We start from the raw sequence: 13,849 nt of genomic DNA on the forward strand, positions 1-13,849 counted from the left end.
TGGTAATTTTTGATAAATATCGATTGGAATACCGCTACATGCCGAAAGCGATCTAAGTACAATTTTGGATCATACTTAGCGTTGCGAATTTTTTGGTTCGAAACATCAATTTTACGCGAACTTGGTCATCATTTATTCTGAAGTGCCCATTTTAGCAAGGTGTTTTTCTCTTTGGGCAATCCTAGCTTTTCAATAATATTGGAACGATGGCCCTCTACCGTTTTTTCCGACAAAAAAAGCAATTCTGCAATTTGCTTACTGGTTTTTTGTTGGCTAATCAACTCGATGATCTTACGTTCAGATAGCGTTAATGCAAATAGAGCATGGTCGAGCCTCGAGTTGTCAACAATTAAATCAACTTCTAAGAAAGCACTTAAGTACCGATTTCCGATTTTTACTTCATCCAAACATTTTTGCAATTCGGTCTGCGCATATTCTTTTAAAATATAACCATATATGCCGTATTCTTTTGCTTTTTTATATACGGTCATTTCCTTGTGCATCGTCAATAAAATGATCTTGGTTTTCAATTTGGCTTCCTGTACTTTCTTTGCTACATCTAAACCGTCTAATCCAGGCATATTAATATCCAAAATTGCGATATCTGGATGATGTAATCTAATTAAATTTAAAGCGGCAATACCATTAGAACAAGTATCCGAAACCTTATAACCATAGGATTCAACAAAACTCTTAGTTCCTTGTAAGGTAAACGGGTGGTCATCAGCGATCAGTATATACATTAGATTTTCTTTATTTCGACAGTGATTATAGTTCCTTTCTTATCTGAATATATTTTAGCTGATCCACCAATCACCCGGCTTCGTTCAATGATGTTGTGTAGTCCGAAAGAGTTACTATTGTTCAACACCTCATTGACATCAAATCCCTTACCATTGTCTTTAATTTCAATATAAATACTATTTCTGTCCTCAGTAATAGAAATTTTAGCTGCAACGGCCTCCGCATATTTAATGATATTGGATAGCGCTTCTTGAATGATTCGATATATCTGCAGTTCCACAGACGTGGATAAGGTAGCTTGGTAATCAATCTCAGCCGTTACCATAAATCCATTAGTGGTTTGTGCTCGCTCTACCAATTGATTGATCGTCGCCTTAAGCCCTACTTTATCAAACATAATCGGATGTAGATTTCTGCTTATACTTCTGATGTCATTAATGATACTGTCTATTTTTTGGTCGGTTTGACTGGATTTTTGTTCCATAGAATTTTTCAAACTCAGTAGCTCGTGACTCACACTATCGTGAAGGTCACTGGCAATTCGCTTGCGTTCTTCTTCTGTTTTCTCCAAAAGTTGCTTGGTATACATTTGCGCATGTGCCTTTTCTACTTTTAACTTCCTTTGTTTTTGTCTTAAAATCACCGCCAAAACCAGAAGTACGAAAACAATCAATGCCGAAAACAATAAAGCAATCGTCGTGTTTTTATTGATCAAGCTCTTTTGTTGAAAAGCAATTTGTTGTTCTTTTTTCTCGGTCTGATATTGAGCGTTCAATTCAACAACCTTGTTGACCATTTCCTCTTTACCGATGCTGTCTTTCATCATCTCAAAATCGGTCCGGTAGTCCAAGGCTTTTTCGAAATTTTTCTTCGCAATCGCATCATTTAACAAGGTGGCATAAAAGTCGCGTGCCTTGGAGAAGTTCCGCTTTTCCAAAAAACCTGGAATCATATTTTCGATAAACTGGGTATCTTTAATTCCCCTATTTACTTTTATTTCATAGGTGGCCAACATCACGTCGTATTCTAAATTAGCAATCTTGGAATCTAAGGCTATGATCTCGGGTCTAATTTCATCTAAAACCAACTTCGCGTCCTCAAATTTACCTTCATCTAGCAATTTGACGTTGTGGTACGACGCTAAAGACACTTTTATAGAAGTATCGTTAAGACCACTTTGTTTAAAGGCTCGATAAGTGGAATCTATCAGGGGATACATCTTATCGAATTGCTTGGTGTGATCGTAGATATTAATCTTATTAAAAAGGCAGATAAAAACATTTGTTTGGTTGACTTTTCTGTTTAAAACAGCATATTTCAAAGCCGCATTAATGCTTCGAATCGCATTATCTGCGTCATTGGATCCCATATAAATATTAGACGAATTGAGATGTATACCCAATAAAGCCGATATATTATCTGTTTTACTGATGTACTCTAAGGCCTTAAAGTTGTTTTCCAAGGCTAGTTTTTGATTTCCCATCCAAAAATAACAAGTCGAAATGGTTCGGTAAGAATCCCCAATTCTATAATAACTCAGATAGTCTGTAGCTTCAAGTAAGGTGATCTGTCGATAATTTTCAATGGCTTTAGTAAAATCTCCTTTATCGTAATAATAGTCTCCTAAATAGGTGTAAACAAAAGTACTGTTGATCGGAGCCACTTTGTCTTTATAGAGCGTCGCGAAAGAAGTTAAGGTTTCCAAAAACAGTTGGTCAAAGTAAAAGAAGCCCGAATTATTCAAACTGACAAACTCCATAGCTTTAGCAGCATCTTTATAGTTCTTCTCTCTAATTTTTTGATTGTAATACTTGTAAAAGGTTGTCTGATAATTTTCTTGATGATAGTTATTTGGTTCTTCTAACCAGGTGGTGATACTGTCAAACTGTTGCGAATGGTCCTTTTTATAGATTATCGATTGATCTTTATATTGTTGGCAGCTACCCAAGAATATTACCGATATCAAAGCCATCAGCAAACCAATACTTATTTTATTATTCACAAACATCAATTATTATTTTTAAACAAAAGTATCCTATTCTATCCAATAAATATGTTTTTGTTAAAAATATAGGGTTTCCCCTTGTATGATATTATTTTTTTATCAATCAGTTTTGTAGTGAATTACTAACGACTATTTAATCCGCATTCAGGCTTATGAAAAAAAACTATTTATTAACACCATTCAAAGTTCCTATCGCACTAGTACTACTGTGCTTTATAACTTTTTCAACCTGGGCACAGAGCATTACGACTCATCCCACAACGTTGACAAAAAATGATGGCCAAGCAGCATCATTCCACGTTGTCGTGAACGGCACTGTCTCGGCATACCAATGGCAAGTTAGTCGCGATGGCGGTTTAACTTACAAATCAATTACTGATGACAACACCTATAGCGGTAGTAAAACAACAACGCTTAACATCGGTAAAGCGAGTCTTGCCATGAATGGGAATTTCTATCAGCTAACTACAGTCGTTAATGGGCAATCGTTAACTTCCCGTCAAGCCATACTAAATGTATTTCCATCCAATAGCTCTGCGCAGTGGGATTTACAGGGTAGTGCGGGCTTTTCAGAGCAACCCACTGCGAGTTACGCAAATATCGTATTTGCACCAAACGGCACGTCCTACGTCGCCTACATGGATGGCTTAATGGGAAAAATTTCTGTAATGAAATGGAATGGTTCTAGTTGGGAGAAAGTAGGATTATCCGGTTTCTCTGCAGGAATGGCCAATCATGTCAAAATAGCAATCTCCCCTTTAGGTGTCCCATACGTCGCTTTTATGGATGATGTAAACTTGGGCAAGGCAACAGTCATGAAATTTGATGGTAGTCAATGGGTAAATGTCGGATCTGCTGGTTTTTCTGCCGGCAAGGCTTATCATTTGTCCTTGGCCTTCCATCAAACGGAACATCCATACTTAGCCTTTTCCGATGGATCTGTAGGTAACAAAGCCTCTGTGATGAAATTTGACGGAACAACTTGGCAGATTTTCGGAACTTCCGGTTTTTCAAATGGCGGATGCACTTCCCTTAATTTGGCTTTTAACGGATCGGGAGTTCCTTATGTAGGTTATGTGGATTCCAAGGATTTTTTAAACCCGAATATCACCGTAATGACCTTTATAAACAACAGCTGGACCGTAGTGGGTAGTCCCGCATTCTATCCCGAAAGAATCAATGATGCGAATTTGGCCTTAGACCCTACTGGAACACCTTATGTCGCGTTTCGAGTTGGAAAATATGGCAACAAGGCAAATGTCATGAAATTTGATGGAATTAGCTGGCAATCAGTAGGAACTCCACATTTTTCGGAAAACGCCTCCACCATGTTAACTTTTATCATAGATCGCTTAGGTGATCCTTATGTGACCTTTATTGACAGTGGTAAAAACAACACCAATCAAGCCAGTGTAATGAAATGGAACGGAAATGAATGGGTACTTGTGGGAGAAGCTAGTTTCTCTCAAGCTGCGGTAAATTATCCACGTATTGCGCTTGATCTCCATTCCAACCCATTTGTAGCTTATACAGATCAAGCCTATGGTGGAAAAATGACTGTGATGAAATTCCTTGCAGCAGCTCCAACCATCACTCAACAACCCACTGATCAAAACGTTTTAGCTACTCAATCTACCGAGTTTAGCGTAATCACTACGGCAATCACTCCGACATATCAATGGCAAATCAGTACTGATGAAGGAAAAACCTTTAACCCAATTACTGATGGAAGTGTTTATACTGGAGCTACGACCTCAATACTAAATCTTAACCATGCAAACGCTTCGATGAACGGCTATTTGTATCGAGTAGTAATCAACAACGGTAAAGACAGTTATTCTGATAGCGCTGCGTTAACAGTCCAATCGGGTATCCTCATTCAACAGCAACCTCAAGACATAACGGCTTGCCCGGGTAACAATGCCTCGTTAAGCGTTCTAGCGACAGGAGTAACAAACTATCAATGGCAACTCGACGAAGGCCTAGGATATTACGATCTAATAGACAATAGCAGCTATGTTGGAACCAATAGTGCTACACTGACAATTAATGGCGTTACTATAGCTATGAACGGTTATAAATATCGCGTATTTCTATCGGCAAGTTCCGCACCTACAATTACTCAAACAGCACTACTAAGCATTCCTACTTTAATCGTTGATTCGGAAATCACAGAACTTTCCTGCTCAGGCGGTAATACAGCTAAAATTGCCCTAAGCACAACTGGAGGAACGGCACCTTATTCGTATTTGTGGAACAACAAGGAAACGAGCGACAGCATTAGCAATCTAACTGCAGCTACATACAGTGTAGTGATTACAGATGCAAATGGATGTATCAATACCAAGATTTTCGACATCATTAAACCTTCAGCCATCACGATCGTAGACAGTCAAAGCAATGTCACTTGTAACGGTGCTTCAAACGGAACAGTCACTGCAACTGCTAGTGGAGGAACAGCCCCGTATGCTTACTCTTGGTCACCTAAAGGAGGTACGACACAAACCGCTACTGGATTAACTGCAGGAACCTACACGGTTACCGTAACGGATTCGAAAGGTTGTGTGATCAATCATTCCTATGAGATAACAGAACCCACAGCTTTAAATGCAAATACATCCCAACAAAATGTAGCCTGTTTTGGCAGCGCAACTGCTTCTGCTTCTGCAACACCCACAGGTGGAACTGCTCCATACAGCTTCAAATGGTCAAACGGCGCAACAACGCAAGGAGTAACTGGATTGAGCATGGGCGATCACCAGCTTGTTATTACAGATGCAAAAGGCTGTAGTATAACTAAAGAATTTAACATTCTTCAATATCCAAAAATGGAAGTCGTTACATCTCAGACAGATGTTATTTGTTATGGATCATTTACAGGATCAGCCACAGTCGTTGTAAGTGGGGGAGCTTCCGGCTATACGTACTCTTGGGCGCCAATTGGTGGATCTGAATCAACTGCTACAGGACTTCAAGCAGGACAATATGCCGTTACAATTACCGACGCAAAAGGATGTACAACCACCGAATCCTTTACTATTGCACAACCAGAACCTTTGGTTATCACTAGCACACAAACCAATATCAGTTGTAGTGGTAATCCTTATGGAACGGCAACCATAGAAACCACTGGTGGTAGCGCTCCATATACATATATTTGGACTACTCCTAACGCTGTGCTAAACCAAGCAATCGACCTCACTTTGGGAACTTATACCGTGCAGGTCACGGATGCGAAAGGTTGTACTGCAACTCAGGACATAGTCATTATTTCAGAGACCGTTATCACGTTGTGGAATGGAACTTCATGGAGTAACGGAAGCCCGAATTCTTTGGATACTCGTGCTATCTTTCAAGCCGACTTTATTATTGATACAAACATAAAAGCATGCTCCATTTCTGTGGAGAACAACGCCAAAGTTGTTATAAAGTCAGGAAATACCCTGACCGTTAATCACGAAGTAGCTATTGAAGTAGGCGCCGATTTAATCATAGAAGATCAAGCCAATCTCTTGCAAATACAAGACAACACCAATTCGGGTATGGCAACCGTAATCAGTCGAAGTTCACCGATGAAATGGTTGGATTACACCATCTGGTCGTCTTCAGTTTCCAGTCAAAATGTATTTGACTTTTCACCAGAAACCGTAAGCTCCCGTATATTTACTTATAAAGGGAATTTACAAACCGTGAATCAGTCTCCGATAAACAGTACGCTATTATCTAACCAATCAGTTATGGAAATTGGTTATGGATATTTCTTTAGAGCACCCAATACGTACCATTCCCAATTGCCAAATTCAGCAGTATACGAAGGGAAGTTTCGAGGGGTTTTAAATAACGGCGCATTAGTGGTGAATACTTATGGTTCACAGTTTACCTCTGTAGGAAACCCCTATCCGTCTGCTTTAGATCTATCTGATATCGTGACAAATTATAGTGCAACGGTATATTTCTATACCAACTCTTACGAATATATCAACGGAGCGTATGCGGGTAATAATTATGCCAGCTATAACAGCACTGGTGCAACGAGTTCAGGCAATGGAATAGTTCCTACAGGAGTGGTACAAAAGGGACAAGGCTTTATAATTGAAACACCAACTTCTGCTATAGAATTCAACAATAGCATGCGTGTAAACACCGGTGGAGCTATGATGAAACCCAATATCATAGAGCGTCACAGGTATTGGATCGACCTTGTAGATACTAAAACCAAACTATTATACAACCAGATATTGGTCGGCTATTTACAAGGCGCTACCAGCGGTTTTGACGATGGAAAAGACGCTAAGTTATTGGGTCATGACGGAACTACTTTATATTCTTTAATTGACCATGATCAAACCGGCTATATCATTCAAGGTAAGGGTTTACCTTTTGTCTCTACCGACAAAGTAACACTTGGATTTAAGGCTGTAGAAACGGGGAATTTCACGATAAAAATCAATAAAAGCGACGGCTTATTCGAACAAGATCAGCCTATCATCTTAATTGATAAATTATTGAATATAGAACATGATCTGATCCAGGGAGACTACCTGTTTACCAGTGAAAGTGGTTTATATAATCAACGTTTTGAGATTGTTTACAATTCGCAGAAACTGGCCACTGAGAAACCAAAAGATGTAGATATTAACGATTGGCTGGCTTATAAAAAAGGTGACCTCTTACAAATTGAGAGTATTGGTTTTGACATACAATATGTTGAAGTTTATGATATGTTGGGAAAACGATTGTTTAAATCTCCAAAAATCAATGCTAAAAATTATGTATTACCACTCATCAATAATCAACAAATTTTGATTATCAAACTCCAAACAATGGAGAATCAAACCTTATACAAAAAAATTAAAAACTAAATCCACACCCGTTGTACTTTGCTACCGCGGGTTTTTAAAATACAACCCTATGAAAAACTACCCAAAAAAAATAGTCCTACTACTTTTTGTTACCGCTACAACTTTCAATGTTTTTGCCCAACCCGGCTATCCCACTGGTGAACCAGATACACCACCGGTACCGATTGATGATTATATTCCACACTTTGTTGTATTAGCTGTAGTGATTGCAGTCTATTGGTTTTTCAAGAATTCTCGTAAAAAGAAAAAACCATATAGATCAGAGTATTAATAAAAAGAGGTACTATTGTTAACAGCACCTCTTTAGATTTCATTATGGCTAGTAATTAGCGATACGCGTTGATCACAAATTGAGTTTCGCTCAAAAAAAAAGGAGTTGCCATAGACAACTCCTTTTTAATATATTCTAATGTCGAATTAGAATTCGAAACGCATCGTAAAGTTCCAAGTTCTTCCAACTCCGAAGTATACTTCATTCGTTTTATCTAAGCCTTTATAAAAACCATTAGCTAAATAGCTTTGATAATCTTCATTATAAGTTTTATTTTGACCTGTTGGTAATTTGGTTTTAGAATCTACAAGACCTTTAAACTCTGCTTCTGTCAAAGCGATATTGTTTGTTCTTGATTCCGAAACATATACTCTATCCAAAACATTGTTTACGTTTAAACGCATAGTAAAGGCATTTTGTTTTGCTTTACCTACATCCATTCTATAAGAAACCCCAGCATCTAACAATCCGAAAGCTGGTAATCTTAACGATCCTTTATGGTCTGGTTTTGTAAAATTCTCTGGGTTGATGTTTGCATAGTAACGGTCGTTGTATCTAAAGTTACCATCCACTTTTAAACCACCAGTCACTTTAATAACAGCTCCGATATTCATTGATGTTTGTGGGGCTTCACCTACTCTAACTCCGTCTAAATACAAGGTGTTTTGTAAAGGATTACCATCTATATCTACAATCGCTTGATTGTCTTGTTCATCCAAATAAGTTGCCGTTACATTACCTTTGTATTTCCAGTCTCCGTAAGAGAATGAACCGGTAATGGTAGCCCAATCTGTAGCATAATAAACAAAATCAACCTCTGCACCCATATGTACTTGTTCAACACCGTACATATTAGCAAATCCGAAAATTGTTTTCTTATTATCAATAAGATCTGTAAACGTAGCTTTAGTTCTTAAAATTCTATCTTTCCAAGTTGTTCTATATAAGTTCACATTGGCATTGAATTTATTTGTTCTCAATCCGTATCCAGCTTCAATCCCAATGATTTTTTCATTTTTTAAATCTGGATTGACATCATTTTTGTTGTTTAAATAAACGCCACCGTTCATATAAGGTTGTCTCGAGTAATACCCTGCATTAGCGAATACATTGTGGTATTCATTGATGTTGTAGTTAACTCCCCCCTTAACATTTCCACCAACGATATCTTTCCAGTCGGTGATATAGTTTGGCTCATTTGGTTTTGGGTTCGCTTGATTATAACTAAAGTAATCCAATCTTCTAAAAGATTGATTAGAAACAGCACCTTGAATAAAAGCGGTTAAATTGTCTTTAGAGTACTCTAATTGAGTAAATCCACCAATCCAGTTTACCTCACCGTCGTTATCAAAACCGATTTTTTCTCTACCACTCATACTTTCGAATGGGTTGAAGCTTGGTTTAGCATTATACGTTTGGTAAACGTAAGTACTTCCTGGATAATTTTTATTGCTTTTATCTTCATAACCATCAGCACCTAATAAGTCTGTTAAGACTTGATAGTGGTATCCTTTATAGGTTCTTGCATCAAGTCCAATATCCCATGTTAAGGTATTGGAAATTTTGGTATTCAAATTAATCACGGCACCATACCAATCGTGTGAATTAATATTGGATCTTCTAGAAAGTCCATTCGAAGATGAATTCAGGTTTTCACCATTATTGATAACTTTATCAGCTCCAAAATCAGCTATATGACTCCCTTGATTCCATGCTACGATATCGTCAAAACGAACATTTCCATTTGCATCTCTAAAAGTAGCCGAACGTTCTCCACTAACTTTGTTGATTTGTCCAATGGCTCCTGTTCCTCCCCCGCGACCCCAAGATCCATAAAATACAGAACTCAACTTCATGATGTCGTTAATCTTAAAATCCCAGTTTAAAGAGGCAACTGGTTTGTGGTAATAGTTTCTCTTCCAAGAAAACTCTTTTCCGTTTAAATAACCTGAATCTGCATTATATCTGCGATTTGGCTCTCCATCTGAACCGTATTGTAAATAGTCGTTGATACTACTGTTGGTCGATCTTTGATCATGCCATTGTGTAGCTCCAGTAAAAGTGAACTGAAAGTTATGACGTGCATCTTTGGTTCTATATCCTAAACCTAAATAATAATTAGTCCCTTCAAATTTGGTTCCATCCACATACCCATCTCCCATAGTTTGAGACAATAATACGGAGGCTGAAAGTCCATTATCTAATAATCCAGTAGAATAAGAAGCCGAAGCTTTAAAATAGTCGTTGTTACCTACACCCGTAGAAATTACAGCACCTTCTTTGGCATCCGCAGTTCTTGTTAAAACGTTTATCGTACCTCCAACAGAAGAAATCGCTAATTTGGATGATCCCAATCCTCTTTGTACTTGCATAGCAGAAGTAACATCTGCCAATCCAGACCAGTTTGACCAATATACACTACCACCCTCCATATCGTTGATAGGCATACCATTAATCATCACTGCAATGTTTTTTTGATCAAATCCACGGATATTAATCTTTGAATCTCCATATCCACCACCACCTTTAGTAGCGAAAACAGATGGGGTAGTGTTTAAGATCTCTGGAAATTCTTGAGATCCTAATTTTTCTTGGATTTCAGCAGCTTTAATGGTAGAAACCGCAACCGGTGTTTTACGATCTTTTGCTACATCGGCTACACCCATGATAACAATGTCTCCCAATACATTTCCATCTTCTGCTAAAGCCACCTTACCTAAGTTTAGTGTTTTTCCTGCAGTAAAGGAAAAAGGAATCGTTCTTGTAGTGTATCCGACAAAACTAATCACCAAATGCCCTGACTCTGCAGCAGTACTTAGTGTGAATTTACCGTCAACATCTGAGGAGGTACCGTTGGTGGAACCTTTTAGAACAATACTCGCTCCGGGTAATGCTTCATTAAGAGCTCCATCAATTACACTCCCTGTAATTTGATTTTGTGAAAGTGCGGATATGGAAGTAAAAATAAATACAACCATTAACATCCAGTTCTTCAATTTTTTCATTTTGATTAAGTGATAAGTTTATTTTTCACTGCAAAATTACAAAAACAGAATCAATCCATGTTAAGGGAAGTTTAATTTTTAAGACAATTTGCACTTTTTGGAAGATTCTCTTATCTTTTGGATAAGTAATACTCCAGCAAAAACTGCGTTGAGCCATCGTGGTTGTTGATTTCACCGCGTTCTAGTTCAGATTGTATACTACAGGCAAGTTTTTTTCCATATTCCACTCCAAATTGATCAAAACTAAAAATATTCCAGATAAAACCTTGCACAAAGACCTTATGTTCATACATCGCGATTAAACTTCCAAGATTTTCGGGAGTTAATTGTTCAATCAGAAAAGTGTTGGTCGGTTTATTACCGCCAAATTCTTTATAAGGCTGTAGTCGATCATCCGATGATGCCGTTTGATATTTAGCTCCTACCTTTCCATTGAGTAAAGCTTCGGTCTGGCCAAAAAAGTTAGACATCAATACATCGTGATTTTCCCTCTGAGTAGAATACGGTTTAACAAATCCGATAAAATCTACCGGTATAATTTTCGTACCTTGGTGAAACAACTGAAAGAAGGCATGTTGTGCATTGACACCCACCTCGCCCCAGATAATGGTACCGGTTTGATAATTGACTGGATACCCCTCTCTGTTTCGGTTTTTACCGTTACTCTCCATAATCATTTGTTGTAAATGAGCTGGAAATTTCTCTAGAAACTGGCAATAAGGTACTAATGCTTCCGTTTGGTATCCATAGAAATTATTATACCAAATGCTCAGCATAGCCATGATGACTGGAATATTCTCTTCTAAAGGCGCTGTTCTAAGATGTTGATCCATTTGGTTCGCCCCCTTCAAAAGTCTTTCAAAATGATCATAGCCCACCGCCAAGCTGATCGATAAACCTACTGCACTCCACAGCGAAAATCGTCCACCAACATAATCCCACATGGGAAAAATGTTTTCCTTTGCAATTCCAAATCCCTCTGCTTGTTCAATATTAGAACTTACCGCTACAAAATGCGCAGCACAATTTACGCTGTTTATTCCTTCAACTAACCAACGCTTTACGGTTTGAGCATTTAGAATGGTTTCTTGCGTTGTAAATGTTTTGGATACCACAATGACCAAAGTAGTCTCGGGATCCAATTTACTCAATAAAGATACTATATGATCATCATCTACATTTGAGATAAAATGCACGCCAATGTCATTGCGGTAACTCTCTAAAGCATTAACAACCATACGAGGTCCCAGATCAGAGCCCCCGATACCGATATTAATCACATCGGTAAAAGCTTTGCCCGTACTTCCTTTATAAGTTCCATCGGTAAAAGCATCACTAAAATTCTTTAAACATTCTCGTACCCTACTTATTTCGTCTACAACATTGATTCCATCAACAAGGATTGGTTGTCCCGAAAAATCTCGCAGAGCTGTATGTAATACAGCTCTGCCTTCGGTAACATTAATTTTATCCCCTTTAAACATACTTTCGATTGCCGTTGAAAGCTCCATTTCTCGAGCCAAATCAAGCAACAATTCGACGGTTTTATCCGTTATTTTATTCTTCGAAAAATCGAAAAGAAAATCATTCCAAGATACATGCATTTTATCTACACGATCTACTTGAGATTCAAATAAATCTTGCATTTTCACATATTCCATTTCTTCGAAATGCTTTCGAAGATTATGCCATGCTACAGTCCCTGAAGGATTTATGTTTTTAAACATTATTGATTAAATTTTTCTAAAAATTTGTCGTCTAATTCCTTTTTCAAAGGTTTCATATATTCAAAATAGGCCGGTAATTCTCTTTTTTCCATAGGAACCGAATTGGGTAATCTTTGATTTAAAGGATCTACCTGCACCCCATTTTTCCAAAAGCGGTAGCAAACGTGTGGTCCTGTAGCTAGACCTGTGCTCCCAACCTTACCAATAACATCGCCTTGTTGAACAGCTTGGCCGTTGCGCACCAATATTTTTGACATATGTAAATATTGAGTAGAATAAGTCCCGTTGTGTCTGACCTTAACATAATTTCCATTTCCTGCGGTGTAACCCGTACGTTCAACTGTGCCCGATGCTGTAGTCATAATCGGGGTTCCCGTAGGCGCCGCATAGTCGGTTCCATTATGTGACTTCCATCTCTTTTGAACGGGATGAAAGCGGTTATTGGTGAAACGCGAAGTAATGTGAAAAAACTTTAAGGGGGCTTTTAAAAACATACTTTTCATTGGCTTCCCTTCTTCATCAAAATACTCCACCCCTTTGGTATTAGGCTTTCTATAAGGAAATGCATATAATTTACGTCCGCGGTATTCAAAATAAGCCGCTTCAATTTTTTCAATACCGACATAGGTGGTATCATTGATAAACTTCTCCTCTATAGTAACTGCAAATTTGTCCTCTTTTTGTAACTTAAAGAAATCGATGGACCATGCGAAAACCTGTGATAATTTTGTTGCTAGAGATTGATCTACACCTTCTTTCTGCAAACTAACAGAGAGTGATCCGTCAATCGTTGCAGCGATGGTGCGTCTTTTAATGGTTACGGGATATATTTTCTTATAGGCTCTAACGCTATCTCTTAAATCAATTACATGATACCCCATGATATCGGGATGATATACTAGAGCTTCGAGTTTTTGTGGATTGGTTTTGCTTTTCAATAAGGCATACGGTTGACCTATACGGATATTCTTAACGTTGATCGAATCTTTTACGTTTTCAATTATCCGATGTATTTCAGTCGCGGAAAGGTGGTTCTGCGAAAGAATCTTTCCCAAATTATCACCACTCCTAATGGTGTCTTCAACAATTTCAAGGTCTTTCAGACTAAATCCATAGGCCTCTGAAACAATTTCCTCAACCTCCTCTTTTGTATGTTCTTTAACCTCGGTTTCTTCTGCTTTTTTATTACAAGAAAAAGCAACCAACAGGGTCAATAAATAGGCTAAATACTTCAA

At 38.0% G+C, this 13,849-nt stretch carries 7 protein-coding genes; 2 read left to right on the forward strand and 5 right to left on the reverse strand.

All coding sequences use genetic code 11. From position 1 onward, the window contains the following. Window positions 1-128: 128 nt before the first annotated feature. Window positions 129-743: a response regulator transcription factor gene (locus L1275_RS14445; protein ID WP_253474881.1), complete on the reverse strand. Its 615-nt coding sequence runs from the start codon at window positions 741-743 to the stop codon at window positions 129-131. Further along, complete coding sequence (locus tag L1275_RS14450) at window positions 743-2,752, reverse strand: ATP-binding protein (RefSeq protein ID WP_253474883.1); 2,010 nt, start codon at window positions 2,750-2,752, stop codon at window positions 743-745. Before L1275_RS14450 ends, L1275_RS14445 begins: the two co-directional genes overlap by 1 nt. A gap of 149 nt (window positions 2,753-2,901) precedes the next feature. On the opposite strand from L1275_RS14450, the gene L1275_RS14455 reads away from it, so the two are divergent. Both L1275_RS14455 and L1275_RS14460 read left to right on the forward strand, forming a co-directional pair. Then, a complete protein-coding gene (locus tag L1275_RS14455) occupies window positions 2,902-7,611 on the forward strand; it encodes a hypothetical protein (protein ID WP_253474885.1) in 4,710 nt (1,569 codons plus the stop codon). A 49-nt stretch (window positions 7,612-7,660) separates the two neighbouring features. Continuing rightward, entirely contained in the window at window positions 7,661-7,882 is a 222-nt protein-coding gene (locus tag L1275_RS14460; protein WP_253474887.1) for a hypothetical protein, read from the forward strand. Window positions 7,883-8,028: 146 nt separating this feature from the next. On the opposite strand, the gene L1275_RS14465 is transcribed toward L1275_RS14460, so the two are convergent. The 3 genes from L1275_RS14465 to L1275_RS14475 form a co-directional block, all read right to left on the reverse strand. Beyond that, window positions 8,029-10,887, reverse strand: a complete 2,859-nt coding sequence (locus tag L1275_RS14465; protein ID WP_253474889.1) for a TonB-dependent receptor domain-containing protein — start codon at window positions 10,885-10,887, stop codon at window positions 8,029-8,031. A gap of 110 nt (window positions 10,888-10,997) precedes the next feature. Further along, window positions 10,998-12,614 carry a glucose-6-phosphate isomerase gene (pgi, locus tag L1275_RS14470; RefSeq protein WP_253474892.1) on the reverse strand — a complete coding sequence of 539 codons (1,617 nt, stop codon included), beginning with the start codon at window positions 12,612-12,614 and terminating at the stop codon, window positions 10,998-11,000. Beyond that, the gene (locus L1275_RS14475) at window positions 12,614-13,849 is read right to left on the reverse strand and encodes a peptidoglycan DD-metalloendopeptidase family protein (RefSeq protein WP_253474895.1); all 1,236 of its coding nucleotides are present in this window, start codon (window positions 13,847-13,849) and stop codon (window positions 12,614-12,616) included. Before L1275_RS14475 ends, pgi begins: the two co-directional genes overlap by 1 nt.

The organism is Flavobacterium sp. HSC-61S13, assembly GCF_024171535.1.
GTDB lineage: Bacteria > Bacteroidota > Bacteroidia > Flavobacteriales > Flavobacteriaceae > Flavobacterium.